We start from the raw sequence: 18,004 nt of genomic DNA on the forward strand, positions 1-18,004 counted from the left end.
GTGATTATCTTCTAAAAAGTGTGCCATCAAATTAATGGCGCCAAAGTGGAGGAGTCTCCAGTGTCGGCCATTCTCTCGCTGTTACAAAGCCGTTTACTGCGGCCCGTGTTCGTTACGCTCGGTATCGCCCTTTTGGTGCAAGTGCTGGTAGCGGTCGCCCTGACCCGAAGCACAGTCACTGCCCTTGAGGCCGATCTCGGCAGTCGCCTGGGTGTCGATAGCCAGAAGCTCTCCGGCGAGCTGGAGCAGGCTGGCAAGGAAGTGACGTCGAGCCTCGACAGTCTTTCTTCCAGCACGCGTCAGCGCCTGACCAGCGGTTTGTCCTCGCGGTTGAAGGATGAGCAGGCACAGCTGCGCGCCACCCTGGAGAAGGATCTGAAGGATTCGGCCAACGATATGGCGCAACTGCTCGCCTCCGTCGCTCCCCGGGCGATGTGGGACAGTGACGTACCGACCCTGTCCGAATTCGCCCGTCGCGCCCAGCGCAATCCGAATGTGTTGTTCGTGGTGTACGACGATGCCAATGGCGAGCATCTGACCCGTTACCTGAACCGAGAAAACCCGATCAACAAGGCCCTGCTGGAAAAAGGCCAGGGCGAGCGGGCGCTGGACAAGGTGCTGAATGCGGCGAAAAACGATCCCTCGGTCTATTACCTCGAGGCGTCGATCAATCCCAATGGCGTGGAGATCGGCAAGGTCCTGATGGGGGTCTCGACGGCCTCGGTCGAAACCGATCTGAAAGCCCTGGACCAGCGGTTCACGGCCTTGATCGCCAGCAGCGACAAGCTGGTGGGTGACAGCCTGCAGGGCGCGGCGGCCGACAGTTCGACGGCGATGCGTGCGCGTTTGCAGTCGGCACAGTCCACGGCTGCGCAAATGCAGGTGAATACCACCAGCACGGTCCAGGATGCGGCGCAGACCCTGCGTTGGCGGATCGGCCTCGGCCTGGCGCTGGTCGGCCTTGGCGTGCTGCTGTTGCTCGCGGTGGTGCTGGGGCGACGGGTGGTCAACAAGCTGCATCTGCTGATCGCCGCGCTGAACGACCTGGCGGCGGGCGAGGGTGACCTGACCAAACGGGTCCAGCTCAACAGTAATGATGAGATCGGTGACATGGCCTCGGCGGTCAATCGTTTTGTCGATAAGCTGCAGCCCATCGTGCGTGAGGCGGGAGATGTGGCCCAGCGAACCGGTGTCGAGATCGGTGCCATGAGTTTGCGCAATGCCGGTGCCGACAAGGCGGCCGAGTTGCAGCGTGACGAAGTGGAACAGAGTCTGCGGGCGCTGGAGCGTATGGCGGATGAGGCGCAGTCGGAGAGCCAGGCGATGCAAGCGGCGCTCAGGCAAGTGGTCGATATTCGCCAGGCTACCGACGAAAATACCCGGACCTCGGCCCAGGTCGGAGGTTTGATCGAGGCCTTGGCGGTGCAGGTCGATACCGGCTCACAGGTGATCGAGCGGCTGGCCCGGCAGAGCGAGCAGATCGAGGTGGTGCTGACGGTGATCCACGGTATTGCCGAGCAGACCAACCTGTTGGCGCTGAATGCGGCCATCGAGGCTGCGCGGGCGGGCGAGACCGGTCGCGGCTTTGCGGTGGTGGCGGATGAGGTGCGGGCACTGGCCAGCAAGACCCAGAGTTCCACCGGGGATATCCAGGCGCATATCGGCGCCTTGCAGCAGGGGGCTCGCGAAGCGGTGGCGGCCATCGGGCAGGCCGGGCGGCAGGCAAACGAAGGGTTGGCGGTGTTGCGCAACAGCGTCAAGTTGCAGCAGACGGTCCAGGCCTCGGTGGAGCAGGTGCATGCGGCCATCGGTCTGGCGACCCAGGCAGCGGCGCAGCAGGCCGAAGGCGCGCATGCGGTGCGTGGGCGGGTCGAGGTGATTCATGCCCAGGCCGAGCGTGCGGCACAGGCGGTGGTGGAAACCACGGCCAGCGGCAAGGTGCTCGACAGCCTGGCGGCGCAGCTCAAGGCCAGCCTGGGGCAGTTCCGGGCCTGATTCCGGTTGCCGTAATTACTGTAGGAGCCGGCTTGCCGGCGATGAGGTCTGCAAGTCTTGCATCGATCTTGCGGACGCCATCGACGGCAAGCCGGCTCCTGCACAGTATGTGGTGTATCTGATCGTTCCCACGCTCTGCGTGGTAACGCCGCTATGGACGCTCTGCGTCCGTTTCTGTGACGTAGGGCGTGCCACGCTGGAGCGTGGGAGCGATCATGAAACCGGCTCCTGCACAGTGCGTGGTGTATTCAGGGATTGCAGAAGGCAGAAACACAAAAACCCGCTTTCGCGGGTTTTGGGGGGCTTCAGAATTTCTGAAGTCTTGAATTGGTGCCCAGAAGAAGACTCGAACTTCCACGACCTTGCGGTCACCAGCACCTGAAGCTGGCGTGTCTACCAATTTCACCATCTGGGCAGCATCTTCAGCGTTGCCGCTGTTGATGTGGCGAACTATACGGAGGCTGTTTTGATCTGTAAACCCCTGTTTTGCTTTTAATAAATCAAATATCGGGGATAAGGGCGGCGGTCGCGGTTTTGTGGGGGGACCGAGGAAAGCGTCGGGTCAGAAACGCAAAAACCCGCTTTCGCGGGTTTCTGGAGAGACTTCAGAATTTCTGAAGTCTGGAATTGGTGCCCAGAAGAAGACTCGAACTTCCACGACCTTGCGGTCACCAGCACCTGAAGCTGGCGTGTCTACCAATTTCACCATCTGGGCAGCATCGATAACGTCTCCGTCGTCGATGGCGCGCACTATACGGAGGCTCTGTTGTACTGTAAACCCCTGCGTTCGAAAAAGTGAAAAAAATATCGCGAACGGTCTGCAGTGGCGCCTGAAGCCGCCGACAAAGGGGTTTTCGGGTGTCATCCGTGCCTGAAATTTCCCGTTTCAATACGCGTATGCCAAACTAACCCGCATATAGACAAGGTGAAATTTATCTAATGGCCGATTGGCAGTCCCTCGATCCCGAGGCCGCTCGTGAAGCGGAAAAATACGAAAACCCTATTCCTAGCCGTGAGCTGATCCTGGCGCACCTTTCCGAGCGCGGGTCGCCGGCGAGTCGCGAGCAGTTGGTGGAAGAGTTTGGTCTGACCACCGAAGACCAGCTGGAGGCCCTGCGCCGCCGCCTTCGCGCCATGGAGCGCGATGCCCAACTGATTTACACCCGCCGCGGTACGTACGCGCCGGTGGACAAGCTGGACCTGATCCTCGGTCGCATAGCCGGCCACCGTGACGGTTTCGGCTTCCTGATCCCGGACGACGGCAGCGACGACCTGTTCATGAGCCCGGCGCAGATGCGCCTGGTGTTCGATGGCGACCGTGCCCTGGCGCGGGTTTCCGGTCTGGATCGGCGTGGCCGGCGTGAAGGGGTCATCGTCGAAGTGGTGTCCCGTGCCCACGAAACCATCGTTGGCCGTTACTTCGAAGAAGGCGGTATCGGTTTTGTCGTGGCCGACAATCCGAAGATCCAGCAGGAAGTGCTGGTCACGCCGGGCCGCAATGCTGATGCCCGCGTCGGGCAGTTCGTCGAGGTGAAGATCACCCACTGGCCGACACCGCGCTTCCAGCCCCAGGGCGATGTGGTCGAAGTCGTGGGCAACTACATGGCGCCGGGCATGGAGATCGATGTTGCCCTGCGCACCTACGATATTCCCCATGTCTGGCCCGAAGCCGTGCTCAAGGAGGCGAGCAAGCTCAAGCCGGTCGTCGAGGAGAAGGACAAGGAGAAGCGCGTCGATCTGCGCCATCTGCCGTTCGTCACCATCGACGGCGAAGATGCCCGCGATTTCGACGACGCGGTCTACTGCGAAGCGATCCCGGGCAAGCTGCGGCTGTTCTCCGGTGGCTGGAAGCTGTACGTGGCGATTGCCGACGTTTCCAGCTACGTGAAGATCGGTTCGGCGCTGGACGCCGAGGCCCAGGTGCGCGGCAACTCCGTGTATTTCCCGGAGCGCGTGGTACCGATGCTGCCGGAAGAGTTGTCCAACGGCCTGTGCTCGCTGAACCCGCATGTCGATCGCCTGGCCATGGTCTGTGAAATGACCCTGTCGAAAAAGGGCGAGATGACCGACTACGTGTTCTACGAAGCGGTGATCCACTCCCATGCCCGCCTGACCTACAACAAGGTCAGCTCGATCCTGGAACAGCCGAAAACCACCGAGGCGAAGAAACTGCGCGGCGAGTATTCGGAAGTGATCCCGGATCTCAAGCAGCTGTACGCCTTGTACAAGGTGCTGCTGGCGGCCCGTCATACCCGTGGCGCGATCGATTTCGAAACCCAGGAAACCCGGATCATCTTCGGCTCCGAGCGCAAGATCGCCGAAATCCGTCCGACGACCCGCAACGATGCCCACAAGCTGATCGAGGAATGCATGCTGGCGGCCAACGTGGCCACCGCCGAATTCCTCAAGAAGCACGAGATTCCGGCCCTGTACCGGGTGCACGACGGTCCGCCGCCGGAGCGCCTGGAAAAGCTGCGGGCGTTCCTCGGTGAGCTGGGCCTGTCCCTGCACAAGGGCAAGGACGGTCCGTCGCCGAAGGATTACCAGGCCTTGCTGGCCAGTATCCAGAGCCGTCCGGATTTCCACCTGATCCAGACCGTGATGCTGCGTTCCCTGAGCCAGGCGGTGTACAGCGCCGATAACCAGGGCCACTTCGGTCTGAATTACGAGGCCTACACTCACTTCACTTCGCCGATCCGCCGCTACCCGGACCTGCTGACGCACCGTGCGATCCGCAGCGTGATCCATTCGAAGCAGGACACTCCGCACGTGCGGCGTGCCGGCGCGATGACGATTCCGAAGGCGCGGATCTATCCATACGACGAGGCGGTCCTGGAGCAGTTGGGCGAACAATGCTCGATGAGCGAGCGCCGTGCCGACGAAGCGACCCGCGACGTGGTGAACTGGCTCAAGTGCGAGTTCATGAAGGATCGTGTCGGCGAGTCGTTCCCGGGCGTGGTCACCGCCGTGACCGGTTTCGGCCTGTTCGTCGAGCTGACCGATATCTACGTCGAGGGCCTGGTGCACGTCACCGCCTTGCCGGGTGACTACTACCACTTCGATCCTGTGCATCACCGCCTGGCGGGCGAGCGCACCGGACGCAGCTTCCGCCTTGGCGACACGGTGGAGGTAAAGGTCATGCGCGTCGATCTCGACGAGCGCAAGATCGATTTCGAAATGGCCGAGAAAACCCTCGGCGCGCCGATTGGCCGCAAGAAGCGTGGTGCTGAAACCGGCGCTCCGGCAGCCGTTGAAAAAGCCGCCGAACCGGTCAAGACCGGGCGTCGTACCACGGCCGAGAAGAAGTCGAACGAGGCCTATCGCCCAAGCGATGCCGCCGCGAAAAACGCTGAAGTGCGCAAGAGTCGCGAAATGAAGCAGGCGCTGCTGGCTGAAGCGAAAAGCGGTGGCAAGGCCAAGGCCGATGGCAAGCCGGGTCGCGGTGCGGCCCTGGAAAAGCCGAGCAAACATCGTAAAGGTCCGCCCAAGGCGGGCACCGGTCCCGCGAAAAGCGGCGGGGCGCGTAAACCTAAGGCCAAGTCATGAGTCAGTTGGAAAAAATCTACGGCGTGCATGCCGTGGAGGCGTTGTTGCGTCATCACCCCAAGCGCGTCAAGCAGATCTGGCTGGCGGAGGGTCGCAGCGACCCGCGGGTCCAGGGCTTGTTGCAGTTGGCTGGTGAAAACAAGGTCTCCGTCGGCCAGGCCGAGCGTCGCGAGATGGATGCCTGGGTCGAAGGCGTGCACCAGGGCGTGGTGGCGGACGTCAGTCCGAGCCAGGTCTGGGGCGAGGCCATGCTCGACGAACTGCTGGATCGCACCGAAGGTGCACCGTTGATCCTGGTGCTCGATGGTGTGACCGACCCGCACAACCTCGGTGCCTGCCTGCGTACCGCCGATGCGGCGGGTGCGCTGGCGGTGGTGGTGCCGAAGGACAAGTCCGCGACCCTGACGCCGGCCGTGCGCAAGGTCGCCTGTGGCGCCGCGGAAGTGATTCCGCTGGTGGCCGTGACCAACCTGGCGCGTACCCTGGAAAAGCTCCAGCAGCGCGGTCTGTGGGTGGTCGGTACGGCCGGCGAAGCCGAGCAGGAGCTGTATCAGCAGGACCTGACAGGCCCGACGATCCTGATCATGGGCGCCGAAGGCAAGGGCATGCGTCGCCTGACTCGCGAGCACTGCGACTATCTGGTGAAACTGCCGATGGCCGGCAGCGTCAGCAGTTTGAACGTCTCCGTGGCCACCGGTGTGTGCCTGTTCGAAGCGCTGCGCCAGCGCAGCGTCAAGGCCTCCAGCAAAAAAGCCTGATGAGCGCAAAGCCTTCTGGGAGCTGGCTTGTGTAGGAGCTGGCTTGCCAGCGATGAGGCCCTCAAGTCTTGAGGTGCCCCTCCGGACGACATCGCCGGCAAGCCGGCTCCCACAGGGTTCCATGGACTCCCACAGGGCCGCATGGACTCCCACAGGGGGCGCGACTTGCGCCGGACTGTTCAAATAATCACCAATTGTCTTGCGCCCCTCGCCCCCCTTCTCTACAATTGCGCCCCTTGCCGTGATGGCTGGCGCATTTGTGCCTACTCGAAGGCAAGACACACCAGTGTCATTCACTCCTTGTCTGACCGCTTTTGAGCGGCAGGCTACAACCCGTAAGGAGCATTCATGCGTCATTACGAAATTATCTTTTTGGTCCACCCGGATCAAAGCGAGCAAGTCGGCGGCATGGTTGAGCGTTACACCAAGCTGATCGAAGAAGACGGCGGCAAAATCCACCGTCTGGAAGATTGGGGCCGTCGTCAACTGGCCTACGCAATCAACAATGTTCACAAGGCTCACTACGTGATGCTGAACGTTGAGTGCACCGGCAAGGCTCTGGCCGAGCTGGAAGACAACTTCCGCTACAACGATGCTGTGATCCGTAACCTGGTCATCCGTCGCGAAGAAGCCGTCACCGGCCAATCCGAGATGCTCAAGGCTGAAGAAAACCGCAGTGAGCGCCGTGAGCGTCGCGACCGTCCTGAGCACTCCGACGCCGAAGGCGTTGATGGTGATGACAGCGACAACAGCGATAACGCTGACGAGTAATCCACGGACCTTTTGAGGAGCCAATTACATGGCACGTTTCTTCCGTCGTCGTAAATTCTGCCGCTTCACCGCTGAAGACGTGAAAGAGATCGATTACAAAGATCTCAACACCCTGAAAGCCTACGTATCCGAAACCGGCAAAATCGTTCCAAGCCGTATCACCGGTACCAAAGCTCGTTATCAGCGTCAGCTGGCCACCGCTATCAAGCGCGCCCGCTTCCTGGCCCTGCTGGCCTACACCGACAGCCACGGCCGCTGAGACCGGGCAGTCGACAAGTAGTAAGGGATTGAATGCATGCGTGCCTTAGCTGACTTCATCATGCGGGGACGTGTGCAGGCCACGTTGGTTGTGGCCGGATCCGCGGCATTGCCGCTGTTGTTCTGGTTGAGTGCCGCCGCTGGATGCCTTGTGCTCCTGCGGCGTGGTTCGGACGCCTTGAGCGTCCTGGGTATCGGGTTGCTGTCAGTGCTGTTGAGCTGGCATTTCCTGAAAGACCCGACGGCGCTTCTGGTGCTGTTCGGGGCTTGCAGCCTGGCGTTGGTTCTGCGCGCCGGGCATACCTGGAACCGCGTGCTGCTATGCAGCATGGCCGTGGGATTGTTGTGTGCGGTGAGCCTGGGAACGCTGTTCAGTTCCTTCATCGAGTCACTGGCGCAGACGTTCGAACACGTCCTGCCGCTGGCGATGGGTGAGGTCTACGAGAAACTCTCGGCAGACCAGAAGGCGTTTCTCACTGCCCTGACCGTTCCGCTGATGATCATCTCGACAGCGATTTCGTTGCAGGTCTTTAGCGTGCTGTGCCTGATTCTTGGGCGCTATTGGCAGGCGTTGTTGTATAACCCCGGTGGTTTCGGTCGCGAGTTTCGCGCCATCCGACTGCCGAAGAACGTGGCGCTGTCGCTGCTGGCCGTCATGTGTGTGGCTCCGTTTTTCGGGCTGCACGCACTGATCCTGTTGCCGTTGTGCGGCGTACCGCTGGTCTTCGCCGGTCTGGCCCTGATTCACGGGCTGGTGGCGCAGAAACGACTGGCTGCTTTCTGGCTGGTGGGGATATACGTGACGTTGTTGCCTTTCATGCACTTGCTCGGTCCGTTGCTCGTGGTTCTGGCCATTGTCGACAGCCTGATTGATTTTCGCGGTCGTCTCGCGTCGAAAGACGCCGATAACGCGAACGGTGAAGGTTAAAAGTTAAGAGGATTTCCACATGCAACTGATCCTTCTGGAAAAAATCGCCAACCTGGGCAACCTGGGCGATAAGGTAAACGTTAAGGCTGGTTACGGCCGTAACTACCTGCTGCCTTTCGGCAAAGCCACCGCTGCGACCGCTGCCAACCTGGCTGCGTTCGAAGAGCGTCGTGCCGAGCTGGAAAAAGCCGCAGCAGACAAGAAAGCTTCGGCTGAATCGCGCGCCGCCCAACTGGCTGAGCTGGAAGTGACCATCACTGCCACCGCCGGTGACGAAGGCAAGCTGTTCGGTTCGATCGGCACCCACGACATCGCCGATGCCCTGACCGCCTCCGGCGTTGAAGTGGCAAAAAGCGAAGTGCGTCTGCCGAACGGCACCATCCGCAACGTTGGCGAATTCGACGTGGCCGTGCACCTGCACGCCGAAGTCGAAGCAACCGTACGCGTTGTTGTGGTGGCTGCTTAAGCAGCACTCGATCGTCTGGCGGCTTGCCCGCCAGGCGGTTAACATCGGGCACGACTCTGTTCATTCAGGTCGTGCCCTTTGTTTTTCTGCACTCACCATCTGATTTCAAGTGGCCATGAACGATATCTCCGCTCCCGAGCAATACGATCTGCAAACCGCTGCCCTGAAGGTGCCACCGCATTCCATCGAGGCCGAACAGGCCGTGCTCGGTGGCCTGATGCTGGACAACAACGCCTGGGAACGCGTGCTTGACCAGGTGTCGGACGGTGATTTCTATCGACATGACCACCGCCTGATTTTCCGTGCGATCGCCAAACTGGCCGATCAGAACATGCCGATCGACGTCGTCACCCTGGCCGAGCAATTGGACAAGGAAGGTCAGACCTCGCAGGTCGGCGGCCTCGGTTATCTGGGCGAGCTGGCGAAAAACACGCCATCCGTCGCCAACATCAAGGCCTATGCGCAGATCGTTCGTGAACGGGCAACGTTGCGTCAGCTGATCGGTATCAGCACCGAGATTGCCGATAGCGCCTTCAACCCGGAAGGCCGCACCGCCGCCGAGATCCTCGACGAAGCCGAGCGGCAGATCTTCCAGATCGCCGAAGCGCGGCCCAAGACCGGTGGCCCGGTGAGCGTCAACGATCTGCTGACCAAGGCCATCGACCGCATCGATACGCTGTTCAACACCGACAACGCCATCACCGGCCTGTCCACCGGCTACACCGACCTCGACGAGAAGACCAGCGGCCTGCAACCGTCCGACCTGATCATCGTCGCCGGCCGTCCGTCGATGGGCAAGACCACCTTCGCCATGAACCTGGTGGAAAACGCGGTGCTGCGCAGTGACAAGGCGGTGCTGGTGTACTCCCTCGAGATGCCAGGCGAATCGCTGATCATGCGTATGCTTTCCTCGCTGGGGCGGATCGACCAGACCAAGGTCCGTGCCGGTCGCCTGGAAGACGACGACTGGCCGCGCCTGACCTCGGCGGTCAACCTGCTCAACGACCGCAAGCTGTTCATCGACGATACCGCCGGTATCAGCCCGTCGGAAATGCGCGCGCGGACCCGGCGCCTGGTGCGCGAGCACGGCGATATCGCCCTGATCATGATCGACTACCTGCAGTTGATGCAGATCCCCGGCTCCAGCGGCGACAACCGGACCAACGAGATTTCCGAGATTTCCCGGTCCCTCAAGGCCCTGGCCAAGGAATTCAACTGCCCGGTGGTGGCCCTGTCCCAGCTCAACCGCTCCCTGGAGCAACGGCCGAACAAGCGCCCGGTGAACTCCGACTTGCGTGAATCCGGAGCGATCGAGCAGGACGCCGACGTGATCATGTTCGTGTACCGCGATGAGGTCTATCACCCGGAAACCGAACACAAGGGCATCGCCGAGATCATCATCGGCAAGCAGCGGAACGGGCCGATCGGCTTTATCCGCCTGGCCTTTATCGGCAAGTACACGCGCTTCGAGAACCTGGCGCCGGGCAGTTACAACTTCGACGATGACGAGTAAGGGCGCCAAGCCCTAGCGATTGGAGAGTAAAGCCTCCAGTGTCTGGATCTGCTCCCGTGTGTGGCCGTGATTCAGACGCAGCTCGGCGAAGTCGTAGATGGCCTGGTTGGTGAACAAGGCCGTGATGAAGTAGCGGTTTTTCTCGATGATGCCATCACTGCCCTTGACGTCGACCGCGAAAGCAACGGACTCCACGTTGTAGCCGTCCCTGGCTTGCCGGATGGGCACGCCGTTGCTGTATTCGTAGATCGTGTTGATTCTCGACAGGATGTTATCGCCCGACAGGCAGGGGGCTGCCGGTTCCGGTCGACCGTCGCGAAAGCGCAGCAGTTGCAGCGTTGCGTCCCGCCGGACCGGGATGGCGAACGGGTCCCGGCGATGATGGCTGACGATCAGCGGAATCAGCATGCCGCCGTAAACCCCGAGTATTTCACCGCGCCCGAGATATCGCCTGGCTGAAACCGCGTACCTCCCGACCAGATGCTCTTCCTGCGCTGTACGCATGTCATCGTGCTCGAACCGCATGATTTCCAACTTGTCTTCGTAGAGCCGGGCGACCTGTTCATGGCCTTGCGCCTGCAGATAGGGGAGGATCTTACGGGCGCGTGCCTCTGACTGGCGGCTGCCTTCGGTCCTGTCGTAATGGAGAGCGACAACGGTCACGGGATAACCGTCCAGATCACGCAAGGGGTAGCGGCCGTTGTCGACACGATCGTAGGTGATCGGCGAATTCAAATGGGATCGATAGGACTTGCGGCTGCGCATGCGCTGTCGTTCATCCGACGTGAAGCGCTTGTCGTCAGGTTGGCCTGACGTTGCACCGGGTTCTGCCTGGACCTGCAGGGTGCCTGTCCCCGGGAACCCGCAGGGTTCCGCGGCTCGCACGCCCCACTCGCCATCCGCTTTGCGCTGTAGCAACGGCTGATAAAAACTGTAGGGATTGCTCGCGTTCAGAAGTCGCCAGCCTTCGGGGGCCTGCCGGACCGGGTAGTAGCGGCCGCCGGCCCGGATGTAGTGCAAGTGGGCATGGCCGGCGAGAGGCTTGTCGTGGAGATTCCAGTAGATGCCGCCGTCGCGCAGGTCCAGGCCGGACACGATGGTTCCGCGTACGGCGAAACTTTCCGGCAGTGCAAGGGTGGCGCATGACGCGTGCTTGTCTGGTACCGCGCGCACAGCCGGCGTCTGGCTGCGCAGTGTCGAGGCTTGCCAGAAGAGTGCCTGTTGCAGATCCGGCGCCGCCCGTGTTTCGCTCAGGCTGACGTTATATTCACGATGCAGGGCTTGTTGCGTGAGTTTTGGCATCGCCAGCCAGGCACCCGTGTACAGGTCATGGGGACCGGACAGCGTCTTGCTCTGCCGGTCCTGCAGCAGGTAGAAGTCGCCCGTTTTCTTCAGTCGCCGGTAGGTCAGACTGTCGTGCTCGCCGATGGCTTCCAGGGCGGTGGCGGTATCGATATCGGGGTCCCACAGTTCGAGACGAATATCCTGTGGCCAACCATCCAGGGTTTCCAGCAGTGAAAAGGCCAGTCGATCACTTTGCTGGGCGTGCGGCCAACCGGGACAGAGGCCCTCGAATACCCGTGAGATCCGCACCTGCTCCAGGGCCCGCTCAATCTCCAGGCTCAGTACCGGCAGCGTTGCGGGTTCGCCTTGCTCCTGCGCGTCCAATGAGAAAATGGCATCGGCCAGATGACTGCTGGGCAGCTCGGGGTATTCCTGATGTATCCGTCGTTGCGAGGGTGTCTCGGGTTGTTCGGTCTCGCTATACAGGTGCTCGAACAGGGCCAGGCGTTTCAGTTGCGCCTGGGCCACCAGATTCAGCGCCAATTGGCTCAGTTGATCGGAATGGGCAGCACTGCTCTCCAGCAGCCCATCGATTTCTTCCTGATCGAGCGCCTTGAGTACCTCGTTGAGCAGCTTTCCGCTCACCCACTGCTCCTCGGAAATGCTCACCGGAGTCAAGCCCGCGCCATACTGGGCAAGCACCTGGGAGCCCTTGCGCAACACTTCCAGCGCCTTGTGCCCGGGCCAGCCCGGCAGCCTGGTCAGCAGATAGGCCTGGATCCTGGGAGACAGCCGGGAGGCCGTGTTGCCCTTGGCCTGGTCGAGATCGAAGTAGTGGATTTCCTGGAATACCCACAGGCGCTTGAGACTGTCGAGCAGCAGGGGCGGTGTTCGACGACTGTAGTGGTGAATATGGCGCAGGGTGTCAAGGCTTGTGCCGCTGAGCGTCAGGGCGGCGTCCGCAAGCGATTCGGACAGCCCTTCGGCATGTGGCCCCAGGCGTGCGATCAATTTTTGTTTCGACCAGGTCGAGACCTTCTCGTGGATCGTCCGCCAGGCGCCGACACCGTTGTGCCGCAAGGGGGGCGCATAGGCGCCTGGATAATCCGTCAGTACGATATGCCAGTGGTCGCTGTCGGCATGTTGCTCGACCTTGTAATACTGCCGGTCCAGTTTCAGGGCGGTGGCCCGGGCCCATGAATACAGGCCCGGCGAGTTCGCTAGCCAATGCTGGTCCGGCGGCCTGATCGCCAACTGGTAAGGTCCGAGGTCAGGCTTCCACAGGCGCGTGCGGCCCTGAAACCGCACGCGGATCAACTCGGGCAACCCGTCTGGTGCGCCGGCTGCCTGACGGGTTGTCATCGACTCGGCGACATTCAGCAAATGGATCAGCCCGGCGTTCACTTCCTCGGGGCTCCAGGTAAACCAGTCCTGATAGACCGTGGCGACGAGCTGGCTGCCTGGCGGCCTCAACAGGCTCTGCCGGAATCGGGGAACAAGGCCTTTCAGGGTGGACAGCAGGTCCTGGCGCGCGCTCTGGTATTCATTCAGCAGTTGTTCGCGGCGGATGGCATTGGCCTGCGCGCTGGGCGTGGCCAGCCTGCCGACGTCGCTTTCCAGGTGTTGCAGTCGCTGCCCATGGATCTCCTCGAACAGGTCGCCGTCAATCCTGGCAAGGCTGATCAGGCCGCGCAGTTGCGCAGGCGAGCGTCCGCTGGCGGCTTTGGCGATTTTTGTCGCCAGCAGGTTGCCCTGATGGTCAATCGGCATGAGCCGGCTGATCAACTGTCGGAAGTCCGCCGAGAGCAGGCGCTTGAGGTACTGATCCTGGAGCTCGGCCAGCGAAGGATATTCCTGAAGCGCGGATTCGGGGTGTTGAGGAAAGTAGAGGGCACAATGTCCGGTGTTGTCGTCCGGGTCGGAGGCGAAGTGAATGACGCCGGGCAATGGGATATCCAGAAACTTCACCTGATGGAACAGCGGGAGTTTGCCGGCTCTTTGACTGAGGGGGGAGAGGAAGTGTTTCAGCCGATCCCGACACTTGGGCTGGATGGTTTTCTGCAAGATTGCCATGTGCAGCAGGACCTCGAAGCGATTCTGCTCATGGCGTACGAAGTGCTCGCGCTTGCTGGCGAAGATCAGCAACTCATCAGCCGGGCGGTCGAAATCCAGTATCTGCTTGAGGTGTCGATGATATTCCCGGCCGAGGTCGAGACTGCGGCAATAGTGGGCGAATACCCCGGGTTTAAGTGCGCTTTCGAGGCCCTGGCTTTTCCCCGAGCAATAGATGGCCGAGCCGCTTTCGAAAGCGCTGTCGTAGGTTTCCCTGTCTTCGAAGTTGTACAGCGCCGCTTCCAGGAGAGAATGCTCGGGGCCGGTATCGTAGATGGGCAGCAGGCCCAGCAGGTTGTGCTTTTTCCTGCGGATGACCAGGGTGGCGGCTTGCATGTCGGTGAGGTCGGGGGCACGGCTCCTGATCTCCAGCTCCAGGATCGGTTCGGCAAAGACTTCGATGCTTTTGAGCGGGTCCAGGATGTTTGCGACCAGAAGCCCGGAGAGATTGCTTTTCAGCAAGGCCGAGCGCAGGTTGGCGCGTTGACTGGCTGTCGCGTTTTTTATCCACGCCGGCAAGCGGGACCTGATGAACCTGTAGTGGGGCAGGGTCCTGTGAGCGTTTTGTTCTTGTGTGGTGTGCATGGAGGGACTCGTTGTCGGTTTGGCGTTGGGTGACCAGGACTTGCGTGCCGCCTGCCTTCAAGCCTCCAGGCTCGTCTCGGGTTCGGCGAACGTGGTGCGCACTCCCGCCTCGGTGTAACCGTAATTCCAGCGCAGCTCTTCATCGGCGGGAATGTCCCGTGTGGTGAAGAAGGCGCTGAGGACGAACGGTTCCAGACGCCCGTCGCCGATATCGACATCGACGGGAAACGTCGCACCCTCGACGTTGTAGCCGCGGCTGGCTTGCCGGACCGGAAGGGGGCCCTCGTACTCGAAGATGGAATTGATCCGCGAAATGATGTTGTCCCCCGTCAGTACCAGCCGATCCCATTTCGGCCTGCTGACAGGAGGGCCGGGCAGGATGTCGATCACGAACGGATCCTTGCGGGCATTGCTGACGTGAAACGGGATGAAGTTGCCGCCATACACGCCGATGGCCTCTCCGGCTTTCAGCGGTTTTCTGGCTACGACCATGGCCTGGCCGATCATGCTTTGCTCCTGGGGAAACATGGCATCCTCCGCGCGGAACACCCGCAGCAACAGCTTCTCTTCGTAGAGCTTGGCGACCTCTTCATGCTTTTCCCATTGCAGGTACGGCAGGATGTCCTTGGCCTGGTAGCGGACTCCCGAGTCGGTGACTTCACTCTTGCTCTGGATCTTCTTGATGCGCAGTGGCTTGCCCTGCAGGTCCCGCAATGGGTAGCGACCATTGTCCGCCCGGTCATAGTCGCCCATCCTGTTGGGCTGGCGCTGATAGGACTTGATGGATTTCATGCGCAGCAGGTCTTCGCGGGTGAAGGGCTCGGGCGGGGTGTACTCATACGCCGTCGCCATGTCTGATTCACTTTCCACCAGCTCGATCTTGCTGTGTGCCGGCCCCGGAGCGCCGCCTTTCAAGCCGATATCGGTGTTGATTTCCCAGTGCCCGGCCCTTCGCCGCAATACCGGGCGATAAAAGCGGAAAGGGTTGCGGGCGTCGATCAGCTTCCAGCCAGGATCCGCAGACTCGACCTGGTAATACCGCTCTCCCTCACGGATGTAGTGTCGGGAAAAGCCCCCCTGATAAAGTTCATCGCCCATCTGCTCCAGGTCTCCCGGTGGTGTTTCCAGCGCGAAGTGAGTATCCAGTGCGCGACCGGGCCAGTAAGGTGGTGAAGGCAGGGCAGCCGGAATCTGGCGTACGACTACTGGCGAAGCACTCAACTGGGTGATTTTGTCGATCAACGCCTGCTTGAGGGCGGTGTTTCGATTCGGGCCGCTGAAGCCCAGGTTGTCGAGTTCGGTTTCGGGCAGGGCTCGTCCGATGGTCGAGTAGAGGTCGCCCGGTGCGAAGATGGGCAGGCTGTCGGCATCGTAGACCCGATAGCGCGAGCCTTCACGCAGCAGGCGCCTGACGCTCGTCGCGGTGTCGCTGCCGACGGAAGCGACAGGCGGTTCGGCCAGCGTGGCCGAATACAGTTCCAGGCGAACATTGCCCGACCAGCCTGGCAGCGCTTCAAGCGTCTGCAACGCCAACTGGTCCGAGGCCGGATTGAATGCCGTGCGCAGATAAAGGCCCTCATGGAGCCGGGCGGTATCCACGTTCTGCATGGAGAGCTCGGCTTCGTCCTTCAGGTAGGGCAGCAGGCTTTTCTGGTCGAGGATCTGTCGGGCTTCGGCAGGGGTGATGGATTTTGCCATGGCTTGGACATAGCTTTTCGGCAGGTCGGGAAAGTCCTGTCGGATCTGCTCGGGCAAGGGGCCTTCGACTTGTTCGCTCTGCTGATAAAGCGCTTCGAAGCGTTCCGATGCGTTTTGTCCGGCGGTCATGGAGGAGGTCGCGCCGAGGCTGTCCGGCAGTTGCTGATCCCGGACTCTCCTGTCGAGCTGGAAGCGTTTCAAGGTATCGATCAATTGTGCCGGCGGCGATTGGTTGTCGCGATGCAGCTCAAACAGCAGGTTCGAATCGCTGGCGCTGGCGTGCAGGATCGGCTCCAGGTCCTCAGGCCGGGTGTCCGCCGCGATCGGCCCCAAGCGCCTGAGTCGTTTCAGTTCGCTCCAGTCCTGTGGGTTTTCATGCAGTGTGCGCCAGGCCCCGCTGCCGTTTTGCATCAGGGGCGGCGAGTACGCCCATGGGTCGTCGGGGTGTCGAATGGACCACCCGGGCGGGCTGCCGTCGGTACCCACTTCATAGAGGTGTTCGTCCAGGGACAGATAGTGCTTGCCCTGATAGTCATAAAGGCCTTGTTCATCGGGGAGCAGCGTCTCGGGCAGTTCAAAAGGTTGGCGATAGGGTGTCAGGTCCGATTTCCACAAGCTGGACCAGGTGGGCGAAAGCCTCACGGGAATCAGCGAGCTGACGAACCCGCCAACCTTGATGGCGCCCGCGCTTGCGCCCATGAGGGCGACCTGCTCGGCGACGTCCATCAGGTAGTTGAGGGCTTCAACCTTGTCATCGCGTCTCCAGGCATCGAACCCCTGGTAGACCGCCCGGATCAACTGTGCCCCCGTAAAGAGCAGCAGGATATCGCCGACCACGGGGATGAACGATGCCGCGAGGATCAATACACCCAGGCCGGCCGTTTCGTACACCTGTAGCTGGCGCTGACGGGCTTGGGTGTCGATATCCGCCGTGGGGACGACGACCTCTCGCCCGTGCCGTTCGATCTGTTGCACTCGCCGCTCCCGCAGGCTTTTGAATGCGTCGCCCCTGATGGGGTGCAGCGCCAGCCAGAATGGTGCGGGCTGCGGAATCGGGCTGGTCTGCGGTCCCCATTTTTGCCACATGGCTTTCCTGATCAACTGGCTGAGTAGCTGTCCCCGAGCACTGATCGGGAGGAACCGTGAAAAGAAGCGCTGGTAGCTGCGTGAGAGCAGTCTGCTGCTCAACGCGTCTTCGAAATCCTTGAGCGAGTTGTAGCGTGCCAGGGGGGCGAACGGATCCTGCGGTATATAGACGATGCACGGATGTGTTCCATCCTCGGCATCCAGCCCGATCACCAGCACCTCGCTGACATCCAGGCCGAGGAATTCAAGCAGCGAGCAGGATTGCGTATCCTGCCTGACGACATAACGATCATTCAGTACGTCGAGCAATACCCGGTAGCAATCTGTCGAGATCTTCTGCTGGAGGATTGCCATGTGTATCGCTACGGCAAAGGCGTCTTTGTAGCTCTTGATCAGAGGGTCCCGGGTGCTGCTTTCGCGATCGTCACCGGGCACTGCGAGCACGGACCGCAGGTGCGCCTGATAAAGGCTGCCGAAATCAAGGCGGCGGCAGACCAGGGCGAACTCCTCGGGTTTGATCCGGGTCTTGTTGTCTCGGTTTCCGGCTATCGGGTAGATCCCCGATCCCGCGCCGTATAGGTCGGCACTGGTGAGCGCTTCCTCGAAGTTGCGCAGGGCGGCGGACAACAGTATTTGCTCGGTGGTCTGGCCCTGGACCGAGACCAATCCGAAGAAATAGTCGTTTTTGCGCACGTGAACGAAGTTGGCCCGCCCGACATCCAGGGTGAGTCGGAAATTGACGGCGATGGCCTGTTCCAGCAGCGGCTTGACGAATTGCTCGGGCGATTGCAGTTTTGCCATCATCCGCTGGACCTCGTGCCGGGAATTGCAACTGGCGAGCATGCTCTGGCGCAAGGCGTTGCGTTGCTCGCCGGGGGCATTGAGCAGCCAGGCTGGCAAATGCTCTTTGATCACGTCGAAATGAGACTGTTCGGTGGTGAGTTGGGGAGAGGTTGGAGTCATGACGGTAGCCTTGCCGGTTTTTTGAAGCGTCAGCTAACGAC

The 18,004-nt window shown here is 61.1% G+C and carries 10 protein-coding genes and 2 tRNA genes; 8 read left to right on the top strand and 4 right to left on the bottom strand.

Translation table 11 applies throughout. The features are described 5' to 3' along the window. Window positions 1-60 precede the first annotated feature (60 nt). Window positions 61-1,995: a methyl-accepting chemotaxis protein gene (locus HX851_RS22015; RefSeq protein WP_177064509.1), complete on the top strand. Its 1,935-nt coding sequence runs from the start codon at window positions 61-63 to the stop codon at window positions 1,993-1,995. Window positions 1,996-2,323: 328 nt separating this feature from the next. Here the strand turns inward: HX851_RS22015 and HX851_RS22020 are convergent. After that, a tRNA-Leu gene (locus HX851_RS22020) sits at window positions 2,324-2,410 on the bottom strand. A 213-nt stretch (window positions 2,411-2,623) separates the two neighbouring features. Continuing rightward, window positions 2,624-2,710 (bottom strand) — tRNA-Leu (locus tag HX851_RS22025). A 224-nt stretch (window positions 2,711-2,934) separates the two neighbouring features. Here HX851_RS22025 and rnr point away from each other — a divergent pair. The 7 genes from rnr (at window position 2,935) to dnaB (ending at window position 10,235) form a co-directional block, all read left to right on the top strand. Then, window positions 2,935-5,541 carry a ribonuclease R gene (gene rnr / locus HX851_RS22030; protein WP_177064511.1) on the top strand — a complete coding sequence of 869 codons (2,607 nt, stop codon included), beginning with the start codon at window positions 2,935-2,937 and terminating at the stop codon, window positions 5,539-5,541. Next, window positions 5,538-6,299 carry a 23S rRNA (guanosine(2251)-2'-O)-methyltransferase RlmB gene (rlmB, locus tag HX851_RS22035; RefSeq protein WP_177062739.1) on the top strand — a complete coding sequence of 254 codons (762 nt, stop codon included), beginning with the start codon at window positions 5,538-5,540 and terminating at the stop codon, window positions 6,297-6,299. The genes rnr and rlmB overlap by 4 nt, the downstream gene beginning before the upstream one ends. A gap of 348 nt (window positions 6,300-6,647) precedes the next feature. Further along, window positions 6,648-7,070: a 30S ribosomal protein S6 gene (gene rpsF, locus HX851_RS22040; protein WP_008035342.1), complete on the top strand. Its 423-nt coding sequence runs from the start codon at window positions 6,648-6,650 to the stop codon at window positions 7,068-7,070. Between the two features lie 28 nt (window positions 7,071-7,098). After that, window positions 7,099-7,329, top strand: a complete 231-nt coding sequence (rpsR, locus tag HX851_RS22045) for a 30S ribosomal protein S18 (RefSeq protein ID WP_002551829.1) — start codon at window positions 7,099-7,101, stop codon at window positions 7,327-7,329. 36 nt (window positions 7,330-7,365) lie between these two features. Further along, entirely contained in the window at window positions 7,366-8,256 is an 891-nt protein-coding gene (locus HX851_RS22050) for a YybS family protein (protein WP_177062738.1), read from the top strand. A 19-nt stretch (window positions 8,257-8,275) separates the two neighbouring features. Next, complete coding sequence (gene rplI, locus HX851_RS22055) at window positions 8,276-8,722, top strand: 50S ribosomal protein L9 (RefSeq protein WP_017125059.1); 447 nt, start codon at window positions 8,276-8,278, stop codon at window positions 8,720-8,722. A 115-nt stretch (window positions 8,723-8,837) separates the two neighbouring features. Beyond that, complete coding sequence (gene dnaB / locus HX851_RS22060) at window positions 8,838-10,235, top strand: replicative DNA helicase (protein ID WP_177062737.1); 1,398 nt, start codon at window positions 8,838-8,840, stop codon at window positions 10,233-10,235. Between the two features lie 12 nt (window positions 10,236-10,247). Here dnaB and HX851_RS22065 read toward each other — a convergent pair whose 3' ends face one another. Together HX851_RS22065 and HX851_RS22070 are read right to left on the bottom strand one after the other, a co-directional pair. Continuing rightward, a complete protein-coding gene (locus HX851_RS22065) occupies window positions 10,248-14,216 on the bottom strand; it encodes a dermonecrotic toxin domain-containing protein (protein WP_177064513.1) in 3,969 nt (1,322 codons plus the stop codon). Between the two features lie 57 nt (window positions 14,217-14,273). Continuing rightward, window positions 14,274-17,963, bottom strand: coding sequence for a dermonecrotic toxin domain-containing protein (locus HX851_RS22070; RefSeq protein WP_177064515.1), 3,690 nt, complete (start codon window positions 17,961-17,963; stop codon window positions 14,274-14,276). Window positions 17,964-18,004: the final 41 nt, after the last annotated feature.

Origin of the sequence: Pseudomonas gingeri (assembly GCF_013385635.1) — a bacterium.
Lineage (GTDB): Bacteria > Pseudomonadota > Gammaproteobacteria > Pseudomonadales > Pseudomonadaceae > Aquipseudomonas > Aquipseudomonas gingeri_A.